The 23431-nt window shown below is 72.0% G+C and carries 22 protein-coding genes and 2 tRNA genes; 19 read left to right on the forward strand and 5 right to left on the reverse strand.

What is annotated here, in order from left to right:
- Window positions 1–5 precede the first annotated feature (5 nt).
- The 5 genes from HHX37_RS31820 to HHX37_RS31840 all read left to right on the forward strand — a co-directional run bounded on the left by HHX37_RS31820 (window position 6) and on the right by HHX37_RS31840 (window position 2662).
- Entirely contained in the window at window positions 6–902 is an 897-nt protein-coding gene (locus HHX37_RS31820) for an acyl-CoA thioesterase (protein ID WP_182887786.1), read from the forward strand.
- Between the two features lie 140 nt (window positions 903–1042).
- Window positions 1043–1351 carry a hypothetical protein gene (locus HHX37_RS31825; RefSeq protein WP_182875834.1) on the forward strand — a complete coding sequence of 103 codons (309 nt, stop codon included), beginning with the start codon at window positions 1043–1045 and terminating at the stop codon, window positions 1349–1351.
- A 121-nt stretch (window positions 1352–1472) separates the two neighbouring features.
- Window positions 1473–1736: a WhiB family transcriptional regulator gene (locus tag HHX37_RS31830; RefSeq protein WP_111697892.1), complete on the forward strand. Its 264-nt coding sequence runs from the start codon at window positions 1473–1475 to the stop codon at window positions 1734–1736.
- A 52-nt stretch (window positions 1737–1788) separates the two neighbouring features.
- Complete coding sequence (locus HHX37_RS31835; protein ID WP_165900460.1) at window positions 1789–1956, forward strand: hypothetical protein; 168 nt, start codon at window positions 1789–1791, stop codon at window positions 1954–1956.
- A 244-nt stretch (window positions 1957–2200) separates the two neighbouring features.
- Window positions 2201–2662 carry a hypothetical protein gene (locus HHX37_RS31840; protein ID WP_182887787.1) on the forward strand — a complete coding sequence of 154 codons (462 nt, stop codon included), beginning with the start codon at window positions 2201–2203 and terminating at the stop codon, window positions 2660–2662.
- Here the strand turns inward: HHX37_RS31840 and HHX37_RS31845 are convergent.
- Both HHX37_RS31845 and HHX37_RS31850 read right to left on the reverse strand, forming a co-directional pair.
- Window positions 2659–4002 (reverse strand): ABC1 kinase family protein, encoded by a 1344-nt coding sequence (locus HHX37_RS31845; protein ID WP_111697889.1) that lies wholly within the window; start codon window positions 4000–4002, stop codon window positions 2659–2661. The two genes, HHX37_RS31840 and HHX37_RS31845, sit on opposite strands and share 4 nt — an antisense overlap.
- Before the next feature lie 119 nt (window positions 4003–4121).
- Window positions 4122–5204: a ThiF family adenylyltransferase gene (locus tag HHX37_RS31850; protein ID WP_220503312.1), complete on the reverse strand. Its 1083-nt coding sequence runs from the start codon at window positions 5202–5204 to the stop codon at window positions 4122–4124.
- 200 nt (window positions 5205–5404) lie between these two features.
- On the opposite strand from HHX37_RS31850, the gene HHX37_RS31855 reads away from it, so the two are divergent.
- Both HHX37_RS31855 and HHX37_RS31860 read left to right on the forward strand, forming a co-directional pair.
- Window positions 5405–5920: a M48 family metallopeptidase gene (locus HHX37_RS31855; RefSeq protein WP_111697887.1), complete on the forward strand. Its 516-nt coding sequence runs from the start codon at window positions 5405–5407 to the stop codon at window positions 5918–5920.
- Complete coding sequence (locus tag HHX37_RS31860; RefSeq protein ID WP_259406898.1) at window positions 5914–6516, forward strand: hypothetical protein; 603 nt, start codon at window positions 5914–5916, stop codon at window positions 6514–6516. The genes HHX37_RS31855 and HHX37_RS31860 overlap by 7 nt, the downstream gene beginning before the upstream one ends.
- Before the next feature lie 52 nt (window positions 6517–6568).
- Here HHX37_RS31860 and HHX37_RS31865 read toward each other — a convergent pair whose 3' ends face one another.
- The 3 genes from HHX37_RS31865 to HHX37_RS31875 all read right to left on the reverse strand — a co-directional run bounded on the left by HHX37_RS31865 (window position 6569) and on the right by HHX37_RS31875 (window position 9517).
- Entirely contained in the window at window positions 6569–7570 is a 1002-nt protein-coding gene (locus HHX37_RS31865; protein WP_182887788.1) for an endonuclease/exonuclease/phosphatase family protein, read from the reverse strand.
- A 71-nt stretch (window positions 7571–7641) separates the two neighbouring features.
- On the reverse strand, window positions 7642–8184 hold the full coding sequence (locus HHX37_RS31870) for an NUDIX hydrolase (protein ID WP_111697884.1): 543 nt from the start codon (window positions 8182–8184) through the stop codon (window positions 7642–7644).
- A 31-nt stretch (window positions 8185–8215) separates the two neighbouring features.
- The gene (locus HHX37_RS31875; protein ID WP_396777347.1) at window positions 8216–9517 is read right to left on the reverse strand and encodes a zinc-dependent metalloprotease; all 1302 of its coding nucleotides are present in this window, start codon (window positions 9515–9517) and stop codon (window positions 8216–8218) included.
- Window positions 9518–9599: 82 nt separating this feature from the next.
- Here HHX37_RS31875 and HHX37_RS31880 point away from each other — a divergent pair, with 82 nt between their 5' ends.
- The 12 genes from HHX37_RS31880 to HHX37_RS31935 all read left to right on the forward strand — a co-directional run bounded on the left by HHX37_RS31880 (window position 9600) and on the right by HHX37_RS31935 (window position 23431).
- Entirely contained in the window at window positions 9600–10670 is a 1071-nt protein-coding gene (locus tag HHX37_RS31880; RefSeq protein ID WP_244302363.1) for an NAD-dependent epimerase/dehydratase family protein, read from the forward strand.
- Window positions 10671–10725: 55 nt separating this feature from the next.
- Window positions 10726–11154, forward strand: coding sequence for a molybdenum cofactor biosynthesis protein MoaE (locus HHX37_RS31885; protein ID WP_182887789.1), 429 nt, complete (start codon window positions 10726–10728; stop codon window positions 11152–11154).
- 28 nt (window positions 11155–11182) lie between these two features.
- Window positions 11183–12232: a PDZ domain-containing protein gene (locus HHX37_RS31890; protein WP_182887790.1), complete on the forward strand. Its 1050-nt coding sequence runs from the start codon at window positions 11183–11185 to the stop codon at window positions 12230–12232.
- A gap of 239 nt (window positions 12233–12471) precedes the next feature.
- Window positions 12472–15450, forward strand: coding sequence for a UPF0182 family protein (locus HHX37_RS31895; RefSeq protein ID WP_310740625.1), 2979 nt, complete (start codon window positions 12472–12474; stop codon window positions 15448–15450).
- 83 nt (window positions 15451–15533) lie between these two features.
- Window positions 15534–15607: transfer RNA gene (locus HHX37_RS31900), tRNA-Met, on the forward strand.
- Window positions 15608–15818: 211 nt separating this feature from the next.
- Entirely contained in the window at window positions 15819–16766 is a 948-nt protein-coding gene (locus HHX37_RS31905) for an alpha/beta hydrolase (protein ID WP_182887792.1), read from the forward strand.
- A gap of 109 nt (window positions 16767–16875) precedes the next feature.
- Window positions 16876–17385 (forward strand): GNAT family N-acetyltransferase, encoded by a 510-nt coding sequence (locus HHX37_RS31910; RefSeq protein WP_310740626.1) that lies wholly within the window; start codon window positions 16876–16878, stop codon window positions 17383–17385.
- A 244-nt stretch (window positions 17386–17629) separates the two neighbouring features.
- Window positions 17630–17706: transfer RNA gene (locus HHX37_RS31915), tRNA-Met, on the forward strand.
- Window positions 17707–17811: 105 nt separating this feature from the next.
- Complete coding sequence (locus tag HHX37_RS31920) at window positions 17812–19341, forward strand: PucR family transcriptional regulator (protein ID WP_182875826.1); 1530 nt, start codon at window positions 17812–17814, stop codon at window positions 19339–19341.
- A 112-nt stretch (window positions 19342–19453) separates the two neighbouring features.
- Window positions 19454–20713, forward strand: coding sequence for an NAD(P)/FAD-dependent oxidoreductase (locus HHX37_RS31925; protein ID WP_182887793.1), 1260 nt, complete (start codon window positions 19454–19456; stop codon window positions 20711–20713).
- A 100-nt stretch (window positions 20714–20813) separates the two neighbouring features.
- Window positions 20814–21881 carry a DUF917 domain-containing protein gene (locus HHX37_RS31930; protein ID WP_182887794.1) on the forward strand — a complete coding sequence of 356 codons (1068 nt, stop codon included), beginning with the start codon at window positions 20814–20816 and terminating at the stop codon, window positions 21879–21881.
- Window positions 21878–23431: a hydantoinase/oxoprolinase N-terminal domain-containing protein gene (locus tag HHX37_RS31935; RefSeq protein WP_182887795.1), complete on the forward strand. Its 1554-nt coding sequence runs from the start codon at window positions 21878–21880 to the stop codon at window positions 23429–23431. The genes HHX37_RS31930 and HHX37_RS31935 overlap by 4 nt, the downstream gene beginning before the upstream one ends.

A 23431-nucleotide genomic window follows, 5' to 3' on the forward strand; every position in this document is an offset into this window, starting at 1 on the left:
CTCCCGTGAACTCGGCCCTGAAGGAGCTGCTGGACCTGCTCGACCTGGAGCAGATCGAGCTCGACATCTTCCGGGGGCGCAGCCCGGAGGAGCGGTTCCAGCGGGTCTTCGGCGGCCAGGTGGCCGCGCAGGCGCTCGTGGCGGCCGGGCGCACGGTGCCGGGCGACCGGATGGTGCACTCGCTGCACGCCTACTTCATCCGGCCGGGCGACCCCGCCGTGCCGATCGTCTACAACGTGGAGCGGGTGCGGGACGGCCGGTCGTTCACCACCCGGCGCATCACGGCCATCCAGCACGGCAAGGCGATCTTCTCGATGTCGGCGTCGTTCCACGTCGAGGAGCAGGGGGTGAGCCACCAGGCCGCCCGGATGCCGGAGGCGCCGGCCCCTGAGACGCTGCCGACCTTCCAGGAGCGGATGCGCGACGTCTTCGGCGACGAGCCGGGGTGGCGCGACCTGCTGTCGAAGCCGCGCCCGGTCGACGTCCGGTACGTCAACGCGCTGCCCTGGGAGGCGGCCAAGGACCCGAGCCTGGTCACCCCCGAGAACCGCGTCTGGTTCCGGTACGACGCCGACCTGCCCGACGACCCGCTGCTGCACATCGTGCTCGCGGCGTACGCCAGTGACTTCACGCTGGTGGACACCGTGCTGCTGGCGCACGGGCTGGCCTGGGGGTCCTCCGCCGTGTCCGGCGCGTCGCTGGACCACGCCATGTGGTTCCACCGGCCCTTCCGGGCCGACGACTGGCTGCTGTACGCCCAGGAGTCGCCCTGGTCCGGGGCGGCGCGCGGGCTCGCCCGCGGGCAGATGTTCAGCCCCTCGGGGGAGCTCGTCGTCTCGGTGGTCCAGGAGTGCCTGATCCGGGTGTCGCCGGAGTCACATCCTCGTGTCACGAAGTCGTGAAAATCGCAGGTAGAAAATAGGTTGCCCGGTCTGCCGCGGCGGTTTAGGGTCTTGGACAAGTCAGCCGGACGCTCCTGCCCGGCCGAGACGCACGACGAACAGTAGAGCGCAGAGAAATGGAGGTGAGTCCAGTGAGGAACATGACGACGTCCCGTGTGCTGTGGCTCGTCTCCGCGCGCCCGGCCGCCGTTGTCGCGTCGACTGTCACGCCGGCTGGAACGCCGGTGAAACTGCGGCGTGACGAGGCCGTCGCCGCCCTGGCTCCGGTGAGCGGAGTCGCGGGCTCGGCCGCCTTCGGCGCGTTCGCCGGCCGGACCGGCCACAGCACCCCCACCCACCTTCCGGTGTACGTGAACCGGCCGATGGGTGATGAGCAGATCCGCGCCGCCGCTCGCGGCGGCGCCGCCCAGGGTCCGCACCACGCCTGGAGAGAACCAGTCATACCCTGACCGGTCTCCCTCTCCGGGCCGCGGATCCGCACCAGGATCCGCGGCCCTTTTGTTTGTCGGCCACGAATCCACACCCCGCAACGAGGACACCAGACCAGAAACACTCGAAGAGGTGACGCAGATGGCGGCCCCGGTCATGGACCTGATCGAAGCCGAAATCCCCTGCCGTACCGAGCCCGACCTGTGGTTCGCCGAGTCTCCCGAGGACGTGGAGTTCGCCAAGGCGCTCTGCGGCGGCTGCCCGATCCAGAAGGCCTGCCTGGCCCGCGCGCTGGAGCGCGAGGAGCCGTGGGGCGTCTGGGGCGGAGAGCTCATCCTGCGGGGGGTCGTCGTACCCCGCAAGCGTCCCCGTGGGCGCCCGCGCAAGACCCCTGTCGCCGCCTGAACCGCACGACATCGCATCCGGAAGGAAACCGACCGAAATGAACATCGCCCCCATGACGACCATGTATCTGAATCAAGAACTGGTACACGAGCGAATACGGACCCTCCACCGCGAGGCGGAGCAGGAGCGGCTCGCCGGCCGGGTCAGGAGCGTCGAGAAGGCGCGCCGGGAAGTAGAGCGCGCGTCCCGCCGGCTGCGGTCCGCGCTGGCGCGCGTCTGACGCCGTGACCGGAGCAGAGTGAACAGAGAAGGCCCGGGCCGGGGTGACCGGCCCGGGCCTTCGCCCATATCGGGCATCTAACCCGGCCTGCCGCAAAGGATGGGTCATCGGCCGCGCAGCAGAGCGCCTTCCGCGGGAGGTGCCCCGCGCCGCGGGGTATGAGCCGGACGGCCGCTGACGACGCCGGGCGGAAGCGACGGCATGTGGCGGCCAAGTGGGCAGACGAGCGGCGGACGGGATGCGGATGAGCGACAGAGCGAGACATTTCCGCGGCCCGAGCACCGGTCTGGTCGCCGCTGGTCTGATCGTCGCCGGCCTGCCGTTTCTCGCCGTGCCGCCGGCCGGCGCCGCGCAGCTCCCTCCGGGCCTGCGGACGGTTCGGCACGCCCATGCTCATGCCCGCGCCAACGGAAATGATCACGGCGGTGGGCACGGGCGCGGGGCGACCCAGAGCACCGGCGGCACCGGCACCTCGAGCTCGCCCAGCATCGGGAGCCCCGCACGGCAGGTCGCGACCGGGCGGCGCAACGTGAACGCTCCGGCTGCCAACAGCGCCGTCACGTTCGCCGGTGTCCAGCAGGTGTCGAGCGTCAGCGTCTTCACCAACACCGTCAACGGCAACTGCAGGCGGGGCATCAACCGCTGCGTCATCAACCAGACGCTGCGGGCCGTCGAGGGCCGCGGCGGCCGGGCCCACGCCGGCTAGCCGAGGGCGAGAGGGGTGGTTTCAGGGGCTCCGGGGTCGTCGGCGAAGCCGGGGACCCAGCGGACGACCTCGTCCCGGAACCTGGCGGTCGCGCCGAGCTGGCACAGCACGCCGACGCCGGCGGCGTGAACGCGGTGGATCAGCACATAGGACGCGGGGAGGTTGAGCTGGCGGACCACGTTGTTCGGCCGTAGGTCGGCCACGTTGGCCGCCTGCTCGCGCAGCCACTCCCTGCTGAAGGTGAACTCCTCGACGCGGGTGGGCTCGACGTACGGTGCGAGGAACGCCCGCAGGGCGTCGACGTCCACCTCGATGTGCGGGCGGATGAAGCCCTCCGCGCGGAGGCCGTGCACGACGGCGTCCATGTCGCCCTGGTTGAAGATGCGGGTGAGCCTGCCGAAGGCGACCGGGTGGCCGCCGGGCATCCGGTTGACGGCGCCGAAGTCCAGCACGCCGAGCCGCCCGTCCTCCATCAGCCGGAAGTTGCCGGGGTGCGGGTCGGCGTGCAGCATCCCCACCCGGGCCGGAGAGCAGAACAGGAAGCGGACGAACAGCAGGCCCGCGTGGTTGCGCTCCTCCTGCGTGCCGTCGGTGATGATCTTCGACAGCGGGGTCCCGGTCATCCACTCGGTGACCAGCACCTGCTCGTTGGCGGCGATGACCGCCGGGACCCGGAAGTCGGGGTCGTCGCGGAACTCCTCGGCGAAGGCCTGCTGGGCCTCGGCCTCCTTGAAGTAGTCGAGCTCCTCGGCCACCCGCTCCTTGAGCTCGGCCAGCACCGGTTTGAGGTCCAGGCCCGGCAGCAGCGCGCCGAACAGCTTGCCCAGCCGCGAGAGCTGGTTGAAGTCGGAGATCAGGGCCTTGCCCGCGCCGGGATACTGGATCTTCACGGCGACCTGGCGGCCGTCGTGCCACACCGCGCGGTGGACCTGCCCGATGGACGCCGCGGCGCTCGGCCTGTCGTCGAACTCCAGGAAGTTCTCCCGCCAGTCGTCGCCGAGCTGTTCGGTCAGAACCCGGTGTACGACGGAGGCGGGCAGCGGCGGCGCGGCGTCCTGCAGCTTCGTCAGTGTCGCCCGGTACGGGCCGGCGATCTCCGGCGGCAGCGCCGCCTCGAAGATCGACAGAGCCTGGCCGAGCTTCATGGCGCCGCCCTTGAGCTCGCCGAGGACCTTGAAGACCTGGTCGGCCGTGCGTCGCTGGATCTCCTGGGCGACGATCTCCGCGGAGGCGCCGCCGATCCGCCTGCCCAGTCCGAGCGCGGTACGGCCGGCGAACCCGAGGGGAAGCGTCGCGAGCTTGGCCGAGCGTGTCACGGCACCGTGGGGAACGTCACTCACTCAACCATTCTTAGCGATGGCGGGGCCTTTCGACCACAATTCCCTGTTCGTATCACCCACAGGAGCCCACGGACGCCAACGGCGGGCGAGGATTCCGTCAGCTGTGTCTTTCATCACATTCATGGCCGATCTTCCTTGTGGAGGCCGGCGACGTCGTCGCCGAGGCAGCCGCAGCCGGGGTGGGCGGCGAGGCGGCGGTGCCGCCAGCGCCAGGCGGGCGACACCTCCGTCAGGCCGCCCGGCACGCTCCCCTCGTCGAGATACGCCAGTGCCTGGCCGGCGGCCTGCGCCGCGACCAGGCAGGACAGGGCGACGTCGCAGGCGATCTCACCGGCGGGGTAACCGCCGAGCCGGGCGCCCACCACCGGCCAGGACGGGTCCCGGTCACGGCGGGCGAGGTCGAGACACCGCAGGCAGGGCGTGAGGCCGGGGACGACGAAAGGGCCCGTCGAGCCGTACCCCTCGAAGGCGCAGGCGAGCAGGTGCGGCACGCCCGACGCGACGATCTCGCCGACCAGCGTGGCGCTGAGCGGGGTGGTCGGGGCGAGGACCACGAGGTGGGGGCGCGCGCCGCCGTCCGCCAGGCGGGAGGCGGTCCGGCCGGGCCAGGCGTTGACGCCGGGGGAGATCCGCCGGGCCGCCAGCACCGCGGCGTCCTCCCGGGACATGCCGGTGTCGCTCCGGCCGAGACCGCCCGGGACCACGTCGCCCGGCCCGGCCACGGCGGGATCGACCACACAGATGTGGCCGACGCCGGCGGCGGCGAGCAGGGTGACGATCTGGGCGCCCACCCGGCCGGCGCCGTACACGCGGACCCGGGCCGCTCTCCTCGCGGCGAGACCGCTCATGCCGCCGTCGGAGCAGGTGAGCGAGAGCCTGTCCAGGTCGGGGCGGAGCCGGTCCCGCTCGGCCGGCGGCAGGTCGGCGAGCGGGCCGGGCCGGGTCGCGGCGTCCTCGATGAGGCCGTGGGCTGTGAGCCGGGCGACCACCTCGTGGGCGGACGCCTCGTCCAGCCCGCTGCCGGCCACCGCCTGCCCGAGCGTGCGGGTGCCGTCGAGCCCGTCGATCAGGCGGCGCACCGGTGGTTCGACACCGGTGAGGACGACGGCACGCAGCGGGTGGACGCCGAACTGCAGCGTGCGGCCGTCCCGCTCGACCCTGCGCAGGACGGGCTTGAGGCGTGGTCGAATGGTGTGTCCCATAGTCGGCAGACCTTGGCACAGCCGGGCGCGGCCCGGCGCCGGAACGGTCGGGGCTGTGGATAATTACCGGGGTGATCGTGGTTGGTGAACATCCGCAACCCCGTAACTTCCACGCCCGCAAGGTAACGTTCGCCCGATTGACCAGGGAGAACGTGTACCACCCCCTGTGGAAATCGGCGTCTGTCGGCTACCTTTCATATGTGCCCCCCGAGACAGTCGAGGTTCGTCGGAGCGCACGACGGCGGCGAACCGTTTCCGCGTACCGCGATGGCGACAAGACCATCGTGCTGCTTCCGGCCGGTCTGAGCACGACCGACGAGGAGCAGTGGGTACGCCGCATGCTCGACCGGCTTGCGGCCAAGGAGCAGCGAAGACGTCCGAGCGACGACGACCTCCTGGAACGGGCGAGCGAGCTGTCCGCGCGCTACCTGGACGGCAAGGCCGTCCCGGCGAGTGTGCGGTGGGTGGAGAACCAGCTCCACCGGTGGGGTTCGTGCACGCCCGACCACGGCACGATCAGGCTCTCGGTGCGGCTGCGGGGGATGCCGGCCTGGGTCGTCGACTACGTCATCATGCACGAGCTCGTCCATCTGCTCGTGCCGAGCCACGGCCCGCGCTTCTGGGCGCTGGTCGAGCGCTACCCTCGCGCGGAACGTGCCAGGGGGTTCCTCGAGGGTTTCTCGATGGCGGCCAACGGTTCGACGGAGGAATGTTGACCCGCGTGGCCGCGGTGCTGGTCACCCCCGGCATGGCCGGCGCGGCTCCGCCCGGCGTGGACCCGGCCGAGTTCCTGACGGCGATGGCCGAGGACACCTACGAGATGATCGCCGGGCTCGAACTCGTGCGGCCGGTGATCCTGTCGGCCGGAGTGCCGGGGCTCGCCGAGATCGCCTGGCCGGGCACGCCGGTCCTGACGATCGGCTCGCCGGCCGGCGCGTTCACGGCGCTGGCCGCGCTGTACGAGGCCGGGGCGGAGAGAGCGGACGAGGCGGTCGTCGTCAGCGGCGACGCCCCCGACCTGCCGCCGCTGCTGATCGGCAAGCTGTTCCGCGAGCTGGGCCGGGCGGACCTCGCCGTCTGCCCGGCCGAGGGCGGCGGAGCCGTGGCCGTCGCGGCTCGCCTGCCGGTCCCCGGCTGGGCCGCGCCCGATCTCGACGAGCCGGACGTCGTCGCCGCGATGCGCCGCCGGGCGCCGGGGCCGCGCATGGTCGCCACCGGTCCCGGCTGGCACCGCCTGCGGAAGCCGGAGGACGTGGCCCGCCTCGACCCCGGCCTCGAAGGCTGGGACAACACCCGCGCCCTGCTCATGTGACCGCCGGCCGGCCGGGGACCGGTAGTCCGGGCCCGGCCGGAGACCAATGCCGTCAGAGGCGTCCAGGCAGGCGGATCTCGGCGAAGAACGCGCGGTGGTCGCTCCCCGGGACGGCGTGGACGCCGGTGTCCACGGCCACCGCCCTCCGGTCGTACAGCACGTGGTCGATCGTGATCAGCGGCGGGAACCGCCTGTTCGCGGGCCAGGTGGCCGCCAGGCCGTTCCCGGTCGCGCCGGCCGCGTCCACGTACCCGCGCGCGAGGACCGCGCGCAGCGCCGCGTGGTCGAGGCTCGCGTTGAAGTCGCCGGCCAGCACGCGTACGACGCCGGGGGAGGCGGCCGGCAGCGCCGCCAGGTCGGCGGCCCACAGGGCCACGTCGCGGACGACCGGCGAGAGGGTGTGCACGTCGACGATCTCGACGGGCGGCCCGGACGGCAGGGCGATCCGGGCCCGCGGCATGTTGTGGCTGCCCTCGGGCGCGAAATCCGGCAGCCTGGTCAGCGGGTGCCGCGAGTAGACGCCGCTGCCGGACGCCCCGGGAGCATCCTCCAGATGCCGGTACGGCAGCAGCCTCCCCAGGCCCGCGTCGTCGAGCGCCTCGACGGCCGCGGGCGTGAGCTCCTGCGTGGTGAGCACGTCCGGCTTGAGCCTGCGGACCAGGCCGACCACGGCCTCGGCGTCGCCGACCCCGTAGAAGAGGTTGGCGGTGAGGATCCGCAGCACCGGCCCGGTGGCGGAGGTGGCCGCCGGCGCCGTTCCGATCGCCCGGGGCAGGACCACGGCGGCCAGCGCGGCCGTCGTCGCGACCGCGGTCACGATCACGGCCCGGCGGCGGCCGGCCAGCGCGGCCAGCACCGCCACCGTCGACGCGGCGGCGACGTACGGCGTGCCGGTCATGAGCGCGACTCCCGCACCGGCGGCGTCGAGACCGGCCAGCCGGGCCACCGCCCACAGGGCGAACGGCGTCACCGTGAGCCACGCCAGCGGAGGGGAGACCCGCAGCCTCCGGCGGGGCGGAACGACGATCTCACCGCCCACGTCCACCTTGGTCATGAACCCGACCCTAATGAACGCCGTCGAAAGCGGGCGTAACGATGACGTGCGCGTACGGTGCGGAACGGTGCTCAGGCGCGCAGCAGGGCCAGGGAGCGGCGGACCAGCCGCCGGGTGGCCTCGTCGCTCAGCTCCGGGATCTCGTCCACCGGGAACCAGCGCAGGTCGAGCGACTCGTCGCTGATCACCGCCTCGGCTCCCGGCGGCGCGACCGCGCCGTACTCGACGTCCAGGTGCCAGCTGTGCGGCGGGTGGCACCACACCTTGTGCCGGTCGACGGCGAGCGGGCCGTCCAGCAGCACCAGCCCGGGGATGCCCGACTCCTCGGTGGCCTCGCGCAGGGCGGCCTCACCAAGCGTGGCGTCGGACGCCTCGCAGTGCCCGCCCATCGGCAGCCACATTCCGGCCTTGGCGTGCAGGGTCAGCAGCACCCGCGCGCCGTCGTGCGAGAGGACGGCCGTCGTCGCCGTCAGGTGCGCCGGCACGCACTCGCGCCACATCGCGTCCTCGTGGGCGTCCAGGTGCGCGAGGAAGTCCGCGCGGAGCCGTTCCTCTTCCGGGGTGGGGGCCGTCCACCCGGTCAGCACGGCCCACGCGTCACGGTTCAGGCTCACCGGCGCAGCCTACCGGCCGCCGCCGGTCCCTCTATCGGTCGCGCTCCGGGCCGGGACCGGGTTCGCCGGACCCACCGGACCCGCCGGGCTCACCCGGCTCCCCGGGCTCTTCCAGGGCGGACAGGTCGAAGGCGGCGCCGCCCTTCACGAACGGCTCGGGGTTGTCGAGGTCGTCGGCCGTGGGCATCAGGTCGGGGTGGCCCCAGACGGCGTCCCGGCCGTCGACGCCGCGCTCGTCGCCGAGCGCCCTCCACAGGGCGGCCGCCTCACGGAGCCGCCTCGGCCGCAGTTCCAGGCCCACCAGCGTCGCGAAGGTCCGCTCGGCCGGTCCGCCCGTGGCGCGGCGGCGCCGTACGGTCTCGGCCAGCGCCGCGGCGGACGGGAGCTTGCCCTCGGCGGCGGCGTCCACCACCGTGGCCACCCAGCCCTCGACCAGCGCCAGCGCGGTCTCCAGGCGGGTGAGGGCGGCCTTCTGCCGCTCGGTCTCCTCGGGCTTGAGCAACTCGCCGCCGCCCAGGACCTCCTGGATCCGCTCGGGGTTGCTGATGTCCAGCCCCTGGAGCTTCTCCTCCAGCGCGGACACGTCGACCGTGATGCCCCGGGCGTACTCCTCGACCGTGCCGAGCAGGTGCGCCCGCAGCCACGGCACGTGCTGGAACAGCCGGTGGTGCGCGGCCTCGCGCAGCGCCAGGTAGAGCCGGATCTCGTCCGAGGGCGTCTCCAGGCCCTTGCTGAAGGCGGCCACGCCGCCCGGCAGCAGGGCGGCGGTGTCGGAGAGCGGCAGGCCGATGTCGGAGGAGCCGACGACCTCCCGGGCGAGCGAGCCGAGGGCCTGGCCGATCTGCTGGCCGACCATCATGCTGCCCATCTGCTTCAGCATGCCCATCAGCGGCCCGGCCACGGCCTGCGCCTCCGGCGGCAGACCGGCGGCGCCGAGCGTGCCGCCCATCGTCTCCACCATCTGGGCGGCGACGGGATCGCACAGCTGCTTCCACACCGGGATCGTCTTCTCGATCCACTCCGACCGGCTCCAGGCCTGGGGCGCCGTCACACCGCCGGGCAGCGGGGTCACCTCGTTCAGCCACAGATCGGCCAGGTTGAGGGCCTCGGCGATCTGCCGCCGCTCGCCCTCCATGACACTCGGATCACCCTCGGCGACCACGGCGTGCCGTGCGATGTTCTTCGCCATGTCCCAGTTGACGGGCCCGGCCTCCGGCGAGGCCGACAGCATGTCGGCGAACTGCCGCATGGCCGCGGCCATCTGCTCCGGGCTGCCGAACATGGCGAACGGATTGTCGTTGGGGTCGTTTTCGCGACCTGGCAGGTCAGTCACCGCGCCACCTCGTGCAGGATGGAGGAGTCCACATCCGCCACGTTAGCCGCCGTGGGGCGGATCAGTGCAAAGTGAGGACCTCGTGCCTACCTCGAAACGCCTGCGTCCCCCCGTCGTCGCGGTCACGGGCGCCGCCTCCGGTCTCGGCCGTGCGTTCCTCGCGAAAGTGGCCTCGTCTGCGGATTTCCGCCGCGTCGTGGCCATCGACGAGCAGCGCGGAGACGTCCAGGACGTCACCTGGCGAGTCCTCGACATTCGTGATCCGCTCTTGGCGAACCGGATCTCCGACGTGGACGTCCTGGTGCATCTCGGCGCGGACGAGTCGCTCGACACCGACGCCGCCGAGCGCCGGCGCTACAACATCCGGGCCGCCCAGACCGTGCTGACGGCCTGCGCGGCGGCGCGGGTGCGCCGGGTCGTGCTGGTGACGAGCGCGATGGTGTACGGCGCCGCCGCCGACAACCCGGTCCCGCTACAGGAGGACGCCCCGGTGGCGGCGGAGCCCGACACCGGCCTGGTGGGCGACCACCTGGAGATCGAGGCACTGGTACGGCGGTCGCTGCGGGCGCATCCCGGCCTGGAGGTGACCGTGCTGCGGCCCGCCGCCCTGGTGGGGCCGGGCGTCGACACCGTCATCACCCGCCACTTCGAGGCGCCCCGGCTGCTGGTGGTGAAGGGCTGCCTGCCCCGCTGGCAGTTCTGCCACGTCGACGACCTGGTGTCGGCGCTGGAGGCCGCCGCGCTCGGCCGGGTCTCCGGGGTGGTGGCGGTCGGCTCCGAGGGCTGGCTGGAGATGGACCAGGTGGAGGAGATCTCGGGCCTCAAGAGGTTCGAGCTCCCGGCGGGGGTGACGTTCGGCACCGCGCAGCGGCTGCACCGGCTCGGCATCACCCCGACCGCGGCCACCGACCTGCACTACGTCGTCTATCCCTGGGTGGTCGACGGCGTGGCGCTGCGGGAGGCGGGCTGGAAACCGGCCTGGTCCAACGAGGCGGCCCTGCGCGAACTGCTCGAACTGGTCGAGGGCAGGCACGCCGTCGTCGGCCGCCGCCTGTCGGGCAAGGAGGCCACGATCACCGCCGCCGGCGCGACCGTGGCGGTCATCGGCACCGCCGCGATCGTCCGCGCCGCCCGCCGCAAGCGCCGTACCTGAGCCCGGCCGGTGGTCCCGGTCCCCGGCCACGTGACGTTCACGTACTACCCTCGGGATGGTGGACGTCATCCGATTGCTGGGGATCCGGGACACCCCCCTGTCCGTCGACGAGGTGCTGGGCGCCGTCGAGGACCACGCGGCCGGAGGTACGGCGGTCTTCGTCGGGACGGTGCGCGAGCAGGACGGCGGCAGGCCGGTGACGCTCCTGGCGTACTCGGCGCACCCGTCCGCCGAGGAGCACCTGCGCAGGGTCGCGGAGAAGGTGGCCGCCGATCATCAGGTGACGGCGCTGGCGGCGGTCCACCGGGTGGGCGACCTGAGGCTCGGCGAGATCGCCGTGGTCGTGGCCGCCGCCTGCCCGCACCGCGCCGAGGCGTTCGAGGCGTGCCGCAGGCTGATCGACGATCTCAAGCGAGAGGTGCCCATCTGGAAGCACCAGGTGTTCGCCGACGGCGGCGCCGAATGGGTCGGTGCCTGCGAATAGAGCGGTCCGGAACGCATAGAGTTCGTCCATGTCCCGACGCGCTCTGACCCTGCTGGTCGCGGGTTTCCTCACGCTCGCGTTCGCGGTGATCGGCGCCATGGTCCCGGTGCCGTACGTCGTGCTGAGCCCCGGGCCGACGGAGAACACGATCGGGGACGTCAAGGGCAAGCCGGTCATCTCGATCTCGGGGCATGAGACGTACCCGACGCAGGGCAGGCTGAGCATGGTCACCGTCGCCTACCAGGGCGGGCCGGGCAACCGCCTCGACCTGGTCACCGCGCTGCGTGGCTGGCTCGATCCCACGGTCGCGGTGGTGCCGGAGGAGACGCTGTTCCCCAAGACCTCCTCGCCGAAGGAGGTGGAGGAGCAGAACACCCAGGAGATGACCGACTCGCAGCAGTGGGCCACCGCCGCCGCGCTGAACGCGTTGAAGATCCCCATCGAGAAGACCGTCACGGTCGTCTCGGCCAACAAGGGGACGCCCGCCGACGGGAAGCTCAAGCCCGGCGACGAGATCACCGCGGTGGACGGCGCCCCGGCGACCGCGCTGGACTCCGTCGCGGGAGCCGTCCGCAGGCACAAACCAGGCGAGCAGGTGACGTTCACCGTCAAGCGTGGGGGGTCGGAGACGCGGATCCCGGTCTCCACCATCGCCGGCAAGGACGGCACGACGATCGTGGGCGTCCAGATGCGGTCGAGCTCCTACCGGTTTCCCTTCAAGGTCGACATCAGCGTCGGCGACATCGGCGGTCCAAGCGCCGGGCTGATGTTCTCGCTGGGCATCTACGACAAGCTGACCCCGGGGGCGCTCACCGGCGGCATGTCCATCGCCGGCACCGGCACGATCCAGCCCGACGGGATAGTCGGTCCCATCGGCGGGATCGAGCAGAAGATGGTCGGCGCGCGCCGGGCGGGCGCGACCGTGTTCCTCACTCCTGCGGACAACTGCGCCGACGCCGTCAAGGCCGTGCCCGAGGGGCTGCGCCTGGTGCGGGCCGACACCCTCGAAAGCGCGGTCAAGGCCATCGACGCGCTGCGTGACCACTCGGGCGACGTGCCCTCCTGCCCCGCGGGCTGAGCGTGCGGCGCGCGCGTGGGCGGCTGACCTGGCCCTTCCGCTCCCGTCCCGCGTTCGTCCCGTGGCGACGGGGCGCCACCATAACGATCAGATCCGTTACCGCGGGCACGCTCCCCGCGGTGTAGGTTTCCAAGCACGGACCGTTTGCGCCGCGACAATCTGACACCCATCTGAGTTTCCGACAATCCGAGACAAGGGGTTGAGCGTTGAGCTTCCGGAGCCCCGGAGCCGGACGGGCGGTGCGCTTGCCCCGACGGCCGCGCCTGCTGATACCCGTACTGATCGCCGTGGTGGCGATCGTCGTATTACTGCTCGTCTTCGCGGGGATCTACACCGACTACCTCTGGTACGACTCGGTGCACTTCTCCTCGGTGTTCTCCACGATGCTGCTCACGCAGTTGCTGCTGTTCGTCGTGGGCGCCGCCCTGATGCTGGCCATCGTGGGCGGCAACATGGTGCTCGCGCACCGCACCCGCCCGATGTTCGGCCCGGGGATGTTCGGCGCGCCGCAGGGCGCCGACCGCTACCGGGTGGCCCTCGACCCGCACCGGCGGCTGGTCTTCCTGGTCGGCATGGGCGTCCTCGCCCTGTTCACCGGATCGTCCACGGCCGGGCAGTGGAAGACCTGGCTCCTTTTCGCCAACGCCACGCCGTTCGGCCAGAAGGACGACCAGTTCGGGCTCGACCTCTCGTTCTTCATGTTCACGTATCCGTTCCTGCGGATGCTGCTGAACTTCCTGTTCACCGCCGTGATCCTGTCGATCATCGCGGCCACCGCCGTGCACTACCTGTACGGCGGCTTCCGCATCTCCTCGCCCGGAGGGGTGCACGCCACCCGGGCCGCCCGGGTCCACCTGTCGGTGCTGCTCGGCGTGTTCGTCCTGCTCAAGGGCGCGGCGTACTTCCTCGACCGGTACAGCCTGGTCTTCTCCGACCGGGGCAAGGTCTTCGGCGCCTCCTACACCGACGTGCACGCCGTGCTCCCGGCCAAGGGGATCCTCGCGGCCATCTCCATCATCTGCGCGCTGATCTTCTTCGCCGGCGTCATCCGGCCCGGCGGGATGTGGCCGGGAGCGGCGTTCGGGCTCCTCGTCCTGTCCGCCGTGCTGATCGGCACCGTCTATCCCTCGCTGGTCGAGCAGTTCCAGGTGCGGCCGAACCAGCAGAGCAAGGAGCAGGCGTACATCCAGCGCAACATCGACGCGACCCGGAAGGCGTACGGCGTCGATACGGCGAAGGTCACGGAGTACAGCGCCAAGACCGACACCGACGCCTCCGTGCTGCAGACCGAGGCGTCGGCCATCCCCGGGATGCGCCTGCTCGACCCCAGCCTGCTGTCGCCGACCTTCCAGCAGAAGCAGCAGATCCGCGGCTACTACCAGTTCCCCGAGCAGCTCGACATCGACAGATACATGGTCGACGGCAAGCTGCGCGACACCGTCGTGGCGGTCCGGGAGATCGGCCTCCCGCCGGAGGGCCAGCGCAACTGGATCAACAGCCACCTCGTCTACACGCACGGCTTCGGGTTCGTCGCCGCGCCGGGCAACAAGGTGGACAGCAGCGGCCTGCCGGTCTTCAGCGAGAAGGACATCCCGCCGGCCGGCGACCTCGGCGACTACGAGCCCCGCATCTACTTCGGGGAGAACTCGCCCGACTACTCGATCGTCGGCGGTCCCAAGTCGGCCAAGCCGATCGAGCTCGACTACCCCCAGCAGGGGCAGCAGGGCGCCGACCAGCAGAACAAGACGGGCCAGGTCAACAGCACCTACGAGGGCAAGGGCGGCGTCTCGGTCGGGAACTTCTTCCGCCGCCTCCTCTACGCCGTGAAGTACGGCGAGACCAACCTGCTGCTGAACTCGAACATCAACTCCGAGTCGCGCATCCTCTACAACCGTGAGCCGGTGGAGCGCATCCAGCAGGTCGCGCCGTTCCTCACGCTGGACCGCGACCCGTACCCGTCCGTGGTGGACGGCCGCATCGTGTGGATCGTGGACGCGTACACGACCTCCGACTCCTATCCCTACTCCGAGCGCAAGAGCCTGGAGTCGCTGACCACGGACGTGCAGAGCAGCCGGCTCGGCGTGCCGCAGGTGCCCAGGGACGAGATCAACTACATCCGCAACTCGGTGAAGGCCACCGTCGACGCCTACGACGGCACGGTGACGCTCTACGCCTGGGACGAGAAGGACCCCGTCCTCCAGACCTGGCGGAAGGCCTTCGGCGGCGTCGTCAAGCCGGCCTCGGAGATCAGCCAGGACCTGCGCAACCATCTGCGCTACCCGGCCGACCTGTTCAAGGCCCAGCGGGAGATCCTGACCTCCTACCACGTCACCGACGCCAACGCGTTCTTCGGTGCGCAGGACTTCTGGAAGGTCCCCGAGGACCCGGCGACCCAGAAGAGCAAGCAGCCGCCGTACTACGTGACGATGAAGATGCCGGGCAGCGACACCGAGCGGTTCTCGCTGACGTCCACGTTCGTGCCCAACCAGCGGCAGAACATGGCGGCGTTCATGGCGGTCGACGCGACCGCCGCGACGCCGAACCCGCAACTGGAGATCCTCCAGCTACCGAGCACGACCGCGGTCCAGGGGCCGCCGCAGGCGCAGAACCTGTTCGAGTCGAACCCCACGGTCTCGGAGCGGCTCAACCTGCTGCGCGGCACCGCCGGCGCGACCGACGTGCTGTACGGAAACCTGCTCACGCTACCGTTCGGCGGCGGCCTGCTCTACGTCGAGCCGGTCTACATCCAGCCGCGTGCGGAGAGCTCGGGCAAGTATCCGACGCTGCGCAAGGTTCTCGTGCTGTTCGGCGAGAAGGTCGGCTTCGGCGACAACCTGAGCGAGGCGTTGCAGCAGGTGTTCGGCGGCACCGTGGCCACGCCGCCGGAGCAGACGCCCGACCAGCAGCCCAACCAGCCGCCGGACCAGGTCGGCCAGCCGCCGGCGAACTCGTCGGCACTCGCGTCCGCGCTCGACCGGGCGGAGCGGGCGTTCGAGGACTCGCAGAAGGCGCTGACGGCCGCCCCGCCCGACTGGAAGGCGTACGGCGACGCGCAGAACGCGCTCAAGAAGGCGCTGGACGACCTGGCCAAGCTAAAGGTGGCAACGCCGTCGTCGACGGCGACCCCGGCCCCGAGCGGGAGCGCCGCACCGAGTGCGAGCGCGAGCCCGAGCGGCGGTCCCTCGGCCGCCGCGCCCACTCCGGCGCCGAGCGGCTGAGCAGGTACGGAGCCTCGCGCCCACCGCGGCGCGAGGCTCCGGTTTGCCTCCCGGCCTGCGGCGGGATAGTCTCGTAGAGCCGACGCGGGGTGGAGCAGCTCGGTAGCTCGCTGGGCTCATAACCCAGAGGTCGCAGGTTCAAATCCTGTCCCCGCTACTCAAGTCGAAGGCCCGGTGCCCGGAAACGGACACCGGGCCTTCGCGTTGTGCGAAGTCCGTGAGGTTGATCGTTACCTCGGACGCCTTCGATGGTCATATGTCCTGATTATCCACATTTGTGTGCATCGGTTAGCGTATGCGGCGTACTGGACGCTGAGTCGGATGACGCATGCCCTGGGCGGCTTGTCCTCCTGCTGTGGCCGTCGATCATGAGAACGAGGAGTATCCCCTTGAGCAGTCCCGTCCTGGAACCCGCGGCGCAGGCGTTCGTGGAGGCCACCGCGAATCCGCCCTATCTCTTCGACCTCGGGCCGGTGGACGGCCGCAAGACGGTGGACGAGGTGCAGAGCCCGGAGATCGAGGTGCCCGGGACCGAGAAGGAGAGCCTGGGCGCGGTGACGGTCTTCCGGCCCACCGGGGTCGCCGGGCCGCTTCCGGTCGTGCTCTACATCCACGGCGCGGGCTGGGTGTTCGGCAACGACCACACGCACGACCGTCTCGCCCGTGAACTGGCGCTCGGCGTCGGCGCCGCCGTGGTGTTCGTCAACTACAGCCTCTCGCCCGAGGCGCGCTATCCCGTCGCCACCGACGAGAACTACGCCGCCCTGCGCTGGGTGGCCGAGCACGGCGCCGAGCATGGGCTCGACCCGGCCCGCATCGCCGTCGCCGGCGACTCGGTCGGCGGCAACATGACCGCGTCGCTCACCCTGACGGCGAAGGAACGCGGCGACGTGCGACTGGCCGGTCAGGTGTTGTTCTACCCGGTCACCGACGCGAGCTTCGACACGGGCTCCTACCACCAGTTCGCCGAGGGCTACTTCCTCCGGCGGGACGCGATGCAGTGGTTCTGGGACCAGTACACGACCAGCGAGGAGCAGCGGGCCGAGATCACCGCGTCTCCGCTGCGGGCCACCGCCGAGCAGCTCGCCGGTCTGCCGCCCGCCCTCGTCATCACGGCCGAGGCGGACGTGCTGCGCGACGAGGGCGAGGCCTACGCGGCGAAGCTGCGCGAGGCGGGCGTGCCCGTCACCGCGGTCCGTTATCTCGGCGTCATCCACGACTTCGTCATGCTGAACGCCCTGCGCGACACCCACGCCGCCAGGGCGGCCATCGCCCAGGCCGTCGCGTTCCTGCGCGGCGTGCTCGCGCAGCCCTGATCGCCTCGGTCGCGGCTCAGCGCCGCTGAAGCCGAAGGCCCGGTGCCCCGGGAACGGGCACCGGGCCTTCGCGTTGCCAGGAGCACGTGGGGTTCTCTAGCGTCGTGGTGTGAGTGGAGTGTTGACGGTCACCGAAGCCACCCCCGAGGACGGGGACGTGGTCGGCGAGATCCACGCGGAGTCGTGGCAGGCGGTCTACGTGGGGTTCTTCTCCCCGGAGTTCGCCGCGGAGGCGATCAGGCATCGGCGTGGCAAATGGCGTGACGTGCTTCTCCAGAAGAGGGACACCGTCCTGCTCGGCGCGCTGGACGGCCGGCCGCTCGCCTTCACCTACTTCGGCTCCTCTCCGGCCCGGCCGGAGGCCGCGGAGATCTTCGGCTGCTACGCCCATCCGGACGGCTGGGGAACCGGTGTCGCCAACGCGCTGATGGCCGCGACCCTGCGCAGGATCGGCGAACAGGGCTTCGGCCGGGTCCACCTCTGGACGCTCCGGGACACCCCGCAGGCGCGCCGTTTCTACCAGAAGAGCGGCTTCACCGAATCGGGCGCGGTCCGCGACCACGACTTCGGCGACGGCAACCCCATCGAGCAGGTCGAGTACGAGTTGTCCCTCCCCTGACCCCGGCCTCCCCCGCCGGGCACCCCGGTGAGCGTGACTCATTGGCTGTCGGTCGGTCGCCGTGGGCGAGTGGTGGGGGTCCAGCTTGGACAGGAAGGAGATGGCGGGGCAGGTCTCGACCAGCTCCGCGAGGTCCTGTTCGTGGCGGGCCGAGATCAAGATGATGTGCGGCCGGCCTCCGGCGTCTTCCTCTGGCCCGATTTGCCGCCTGGCCCCGGTGACGGGTATGGTTGAGACACAACGACGCGGGGTGGAGCAGTTCGGTAGCTCGCTGGGCTCATAACCCAGAGGTCGCAGGTTCAAATCCTGTCCCCGCTACCAAGAGTCAAGGGCCTGGTCTTCCGAATCGGAGATCGGGCCTTTGGTCATTTTTGGGCCCAATCCACCACGAACGTTCGAAAACCTTCCACCACGGTGGAGTTGCACATGATCAGGTTGGATCGCTTGGTCAACGTGCTGGGCGGGTACGGCGTACGGCTGTGCGGGCGACCCGAGACGCGTTCGGCACAGTTGCGAAGTGTGGCGATACCGGACGCGACCGACAGCCGGGTCACCGGTGACGTGCTCGTGGCCGTGGGAGCCGGGTCGGTGACCGAGGCGGTGCGGTGGGCGGTCGCGGCGCAGGCGAAGGCGGTCCTGGTGCGCGCCGGAGCCGAAAGCGAGCGCGAGGCCGCCGCGACCGGCGACGCCCAGGGCGTGGCCGTGATGCGGGCCGACCCCGCGGTGCCCTGGAGCCACCTGGTGGGCCTGGTCTACGGACTGGTGCTGGAAGGGCGGGAGACCGAGTCGGGGCGGGGGCCCACGGACCTGTTCGCGCTGGCCGACAGCCTGGCGGACGTCGTCGGCGGCGCGGTGACCATCGAGGATCGGCTCTCGCGGGTGCTCGCGTACTCCCGCTCCCAGCAGGCGGGCGACCCGGCCCGGCTGGAGACGATCCTGGTGCGGCAGGTTCCGGACCGGCTGCGGGCCCTCTTCCGGTCACGGGGGGTGTTCGCTCGTCTGTCGTCGACGGACGAGCCGATCTTCGTCGAGCCGGACCCGGACCACGGCCTGACCGGACGGATGGTGGTGGCGGTGCGGGCCGGGCGCGAACTGCTCGGCTCGGTGTGGGTGACCTGCGCCGGCCCGCTGACCGGGGCGGCGCACACCGCGCTGGCGAACGGCGCGCGCACGGTGGCGTTGCACCTGCTCCGCTCCCGGGCGAGCGCCGACCTGGAGCGGAAGGTGGAGTCCGACCTGGTCATCCGGCTGCTTGAGGGCACCGCCGACGCTGAGACGGTGGTCAGCCAGCTGGGGCTGGCCCCGCGGGAGATGCGCGTCATCGCGGTCCGCGCGCACACGGCCGAGGACCGGCACGCCATGCTTCTGCTGGCCTTCGACCGGGCCACCGCGGGTTTCGGCTGGTCCAGGCCCGGGCGGAGCGCCCTGCTGGGCGACACGCTCCATACGATCCTGCCGGGCACGCGGGCGTCGGCGGCGCGGGAGTGGGTGGACGCGCTGCGGGCCGCGCTGCCGTCGCGGGTGCGGATGACGGCCGGGATCGGCGGCGTGGCCCAGGCGGCGGAGCTGCCGGCCAGCCGGCAGGAGGCGGAGGAGTGCCTGGCGCTGCATGAGAGAGGCGCACCCCAGGCCGAGCCACCCGCGTACGACGAGTCCTGGGACGACATCCTGCTGCAGCGGTTGCGGGCCGCGGCGCGCGCGGGCCGGACCCCGGCACGCGGGCCGGTGAGTGTGCTGCGACGGCACGACGCCCTCCACGACACCCACTACGTGCCGACGTTGCGGGCATGGCTGGAGGCCCAGGGCGATCTCGCTGTCGCCGCCGAACGGCTCGGCGTACATACCAACACGGTCCGCAACAGGCTGCGCAGGATGAGTGAGGTGACTCTGCTGAACCTGGACGACCCGCGCAAGCGCCTCGCCATGGTCATCACTCTGGCCGCCGAGGACGAATAAGGGTTGTCTGGAACCCACAAGACGGACGTTGCGATTGTGCGGCTGCCACAACGGTTCGCGGCGCCGTACGGGCCACGCTGGGGGAAGTAATCACCTGGTGTGGAGGTGGGGTATGTCCGGCGCCGAGCGCGTCAACGAGTGGCCGCGGTCGGTGATCGTGGTCGGCGCGGGGATCGTGGGTCTGTCGACCGCGTGGTTCCTGCAGGAACGCGGTGTGGAGGTCACCGTGGTCGACCGCCGGGGCGTCGCGGCCGGCGCGTCCTGGGGCAACGCGGGATGGATCGCGCCGGGCCTGGCCATTCCCCTGAACGAGCCCTCGGTCCTGCGCTACGGCCTGCGTTCGCTGCTGAATCCGGCCGCGCCGCTGCGCATCCCGGCGACCTTCGATCCGGGACTGTGGGCGTTCCTGACCCGCTTCGCCGCCAACTGCCGGTGGTCGTCCTGGACCCGGGCGGTGCGCGCCAACCTGCCGCTCAACGACGAGTGCATCGAGGCGTACGGCGTGCTCGCGGCCAACGGCGTGGCCGCCCCCGTCGAGGACGCGCCGATCACCGCGGGGTTCCGCACGCCGCGCCAAGCCGAGGGCCTGCTCCATGAGCTGCGCAGGATGGCCGAGGCCGGCCAGCCGGTCGACCACACGCCGCTGGACGCCCGGCAGCTGGTCGAGACCGTGCCGCTCGCCTCGGAGGCCCTGACCGCGGGCGTGCGGATCGACGGGCAGCGCTACATCGACCCCGGCCGCTTCGTCCACGCGCTGGGTGAGGCCGTCACGGCCCGGGGCGCCACGGTCGAGATGCATGAGGTCGCCGACGTGCGCAGCGACGGCAAGAAGGTCGTCGTGGTGGCCCGTGACGGGGCCGTCCTGTCCGCCGACGCGGTGGTGCTGGCCACCGGCGCCTGGCTGTCCAGGCTGGCGGGCCGCTGGGGCGTACGCGTCCCCGTGCGGGCCGGCCGCGGCTACTCCTTCACCGTCCCCGTGGACCACCCCGTCCCCGGTCCGATCTACCTGCCGGACGTACGGGTGGCGTGCACGCCCTACCAGGGTGGCCTGCGGGTGGCGGGGACCATGGAGTTCCGCGACCCCGACGCCCCGGCCGTCGAGGCCCGGCTGCGGGCGATCACCGCCTCCGTCCGCCCGCTGCTGCGGGGGGTGCGCTGGGAGGAGCACACGGACGTCTGGGTCGGTCCCCGGCCGGTCACGCCCGACGGACGCCCGCTGGTCGGCGCGACGGACGCCCCGGGGATCTACGTGGCCGGCGGGCACGGCATGTGGGGCCTGGCCCAGGGCCCGGCAACCGGACGGCTCCTCGCCGAGCAGATCACCACGGGCAAGCAGCCGGCCGCTCTGCGGGAGTTCGACCCGCTGCGCTGATAGCAGTTTTTCCGGGTTTGTCGTGGGGCGACAACATTCTGGTGATAGATGTCGCACTGTGACATTGAGGCGGCACCCCCCGGTAGTGAAGGCTCCCCGCATGCAGGCCCGCATCACCTTGGAGGACGTCACCGCCCTGGCCCGGGGTTGCGCCGTGCTCGGCACCGGCGGCGGCGGTGACGTGCGCCCCGGCGCCATCGCCGCCCGGCGCGCGATCCGCGAGCACGGCGAGGTGCCGCTCGTGTCCCTGGACGAACTGCCCGACGACGCCCTCGTGCTGCCGCTGTCGGGCATCGGCGCGCCGACGGTCAGCCACGAGATGATCCACGGCGAGGACGAACCGGTACGGATCGCCGAGGAGATCGAGCGGATCTTCGGCCGGCCGCCGGCCGCCGTGATGTCCTCGGAGATCGGCGGCGGCAACGGGGTCGCGCCGGTCGCCTGGGCGGCGCGGCTCGGCCTGCCGCTGCTCGACGCCGACGCCATGGGCCGGGCGTTCCCCGAGGTCCAGATGGTCTCGATGTACGTGGCGGGCATCCCGGCCGACCTCGTGGTCATGGCCGACGTCGCCGGCAACGTCGTGACGATCCGGCCGGTCGACGGACTGTGGTCGGAGCGGATCGCGCGGGCCGTCTGCGTGGCCGCGGGGTCGAGCGCGCTGATGGCCGACTACGTGCTGACCGCCCGCGAGTGCGCGGGAGCGGTGATCGAGGAGACGGTGAGCCGGGCGATCGCGGTGGGCCGGGCGACCGAGGGCGCCGCCGACCCGCTCGCCGCCCTCACCGCCGAGCTGGGCGCCGTACGGCTGCTCACCGGCAAGCTGGCCGATCTCGACCGCCGGACCACCGGCGGCTTCGCCCGCGGCACGGCGACGGTCGAGGGCACCGGCGACGACCGGGGCAGGACGCTGATCCTGGAGATCCAGAACGAGAACCTCGTCGCCCTGGAGGACGGCCGGGTCCGGGCCATGGTGCCCGACCTGATCACGGTGGTCGACACCCAGACGGCGACGGCGGTGCAGACAGAGGCGCTGCGGTACGGCCAGCGGGTCACCGTGCTCGCCTGGCCCTGCGATCCCCTGTGGCGGACGCCCAAGGGCCTGGACACGGCGGGCCCGCGCGCCTTCGGCTACGACCTCGACTACCTGCCGGTGGAGAAGATCGCATGAGCGCGAGCCTGCGTGTCGGGATCGACGTGGGCGGCACCAACACCGACGCGGTGGTGCTGGACGACGACGACCGGGTGCTGGCCACGGCCAAGCGTCCCACCAGCCCCGACGTCACCGAGGGCCTGCGCGCGGCGCTTGACGCGGTCCTCGCCGGGCTGCCCGACCCGCGCCTGGTCACCCGGGTGATGCTCGGCACCACCCACGCGACCAACGCGATCCTGGAGCGGCGGGCGCTCGGCCGGGTCGCCGTGCTGCGTCTCGGCGCTCCCGCGACCACGTCCGTGCCGCCGCTCAGCGAGTGGCCGGACGACCTGCGCGACACCGTGGCGGCCGGGACGGCGATCGTCCGGGGCGGCTACTTCGTCGACGGGAGCGAGATCGCGCCCCTGGACGAGGACGCGGTGCGGAGGTTCGTGGCCGGCACGCCCGCCGACGCGGTCGCCGTCACCGGCGTGTTCAGCCCGGCGAGCGCCGACCAGGAGAACCGGGTCGCCGAGATCATCCGGGCCGAGATCGGCGACGTGCCGGTGAGTCTCAGCCACGAGATCGGCTCGCTCGGCCTGCTGGAGCGTGAGAACGCGACCGTGCTCAACGCCGCGTTGTACGGCGTGGCGCGCGACGTCACCGCCGCGCTGCGCGAGGCCCTGGAGGCGAGGGGCCTGGAGGTCGAGACGTACTTCGCGCAGAACGACGGCACGCTGATGGCGGTCGGCTACGCCGCCCGCTACCCGGTGCTCACCATCGGCTCGGGCCCGGCCAACTCGCTGCGCGGCGCGGCGTACCTGTCGGGCGTCGCCGACGCGATCGTCGCCGACGTCGGCGGCACCTCGACCGACCTCGGCGTGCTCGTGGGCGGCTTCCCCCGGGAGTCGGCCGCGGCGGTCGAGATCGGCGGCGTCGCGACGAACTTCCGGATGCCCGACATCCTGTCGATCGCGCTCGGCGGCGGCACGATCGTCGGTGCGGAGCCGCGCTCGGTGGGCTACCGCATCGGCGCCGAGGCCCTCGTCTTCGGCGGCTCCACGCCGACCATGACCGACGCGGCCGTGGCGGCCGGGCGGGGCGCGGTCGGCACCCACCCCGTCCCCGGGGAGTGGCGCGACAGGCTGGAGCGGGCCGTACGGGCGGCCGACGAGGCCGTCGCGGACGCGGTGGACCGCGTGGCGCTGGGCCGTTCGCGTTCGGGCCGGGCCGACCGGCCGCTCGTGGCGGTCGGCGGCGGCGCGTTCCTGCTGGCCGAGCGGGTGCCGGGGGCGCGCGAGGTGATCCGGCCGGAACACGCGGAGGTCGCCAACGCCGTAGGGGCGGCCATCGCGCTCGCCAGCGGGCGGATCGAGACGATCGTCCCCGCTGCGGGGGGCGGGAGCGCCAGGGCTAGATTGATCGACAACGCCAAGGAGGAGGCGGCCGCGAGGGCCGTCGCCGCCGGGGCCGACCCCGAGTCTGTCCAGATCGTCGAGCTCAGCGAGATCCCCCTCAGCTACCTGCCTGAGCCCGCGGTGCGCCTGCACGTCAAGGCCGCCGGCCCTCTCGCCCGGCTGGCCGGATAG

The organism is Microbispora sp. H10885, from assembly GCF_014161415.1.
Taxonomy (GTDB): domain Bacteria; phylum Actinomycetota; class Actinomycetes; order Streptosporangiales; family Streptosporangiaceae; genus Microbispora; species Microbispora triticiradicis.

Excerpts from the sequence above, each read along its gene's own strand:
- HHX37_RS31920 (WP_182875826.1), top strand. The coding sequence starts at position 17,812 with ATGATCAGGTTGGATCGCTTGGTCAACGTGCTGGGCGGGTACGGCGTA.
- HHX37_RS31860 (WP_259406898.1), top strand. The coding sequence starts at position 5,914 with ATGTTGACCCGCGTGGCCGCGGTGCTGGTCACCCCCGGCATGGCCGGC.
- HHX37_RS31890 (WP_182887790.1), top strand. The coding sequence starts at position 11,183 with ATGTCCCGACGCGCTCTGACCCTGCTGGTCGCGGGTTTCCTCACGCTC.
- HHX37_RS31925 (WP_182887793.1), top strand. The coding sequence starts at position 19,454 with ATGTCCGGCGCCGAGCGCGTCAACGAGTGGCCGCGGTCGGTGATCGTG.
- HHX37_RS31835 (WP_165900460.1), top strand. The coding sequence starts at position 1,789 with ATGACGACCATGTATCTGAATCAAGAACTGGTACACGAGCGAATACGG.
- HHX37_RS31825 (WP_182875834.1), top strand. The coding sequence starts at position 1,043 with ATGACGACGTCCCGTGTGCTGTGGCTCGTCTCCGCGCGCCCGGCCGCC.
- HHX37_RS31935 (WP_182887795.1), top strand. The coding sequence starts at position 21,878 with ATGAGCGCGAGCCTGCGTGTCGGGATCGACGTGGGCGGCACCAACACC.
- HHX37_RS31850 (WP_220503312.1), bottom strand. The coding sequence starts at position 5,204 with ATGGGACACACCATTCGACCACGCCTCAAGCCCGTCCTGCGCAGGGTC.
- HHX37_RS31840 (WP_182887787.1), top strand. The coding sequence starts at position 2,201 with ATGAGCGACAGAGCGAGACATTTCCGCGGCCCGAGCACCGGTCTGGTC.
- HHX37_RS31865 (WP_182887788.1), bottom strand. The coding sequence starts at position 7,570 with ATGACCAAGGTGGACGTGGGCGGTGAGATCGTCGTTCCGCCCCGCCGG.
- HHX37_RS31905 (WP_182887792.1), top strand. The coding sequence starts at position 15,819 with ATGAGAACGAGGAGTATCCCCTTGAGCAGTCCCGTCCTGGAACCCGCG.
- HHX37_RS31830 (WP_111697892.1), top strand. The coding sequence starts at position 1,473 with ATGGCGGCCCCGGTCATGGACCTGATCGAAGCCGAAATCCCCTGCCGT.
- HHX37_RS31930 (WP_182887794.1), top strand. The coding sequence starts at position 20,814 with ATGCAGGCCCGCATCACCTTGGAGGACGTCACCGCCCTGGCCCGGGGT.
- HHX37_RS31885 (WP_182887789.1), top strand. The coding sequence starts at position 10,726 with ATGGTGGACGTCATCCGATTGCTGGGGATCCGGGACACCCCCCTGTCC.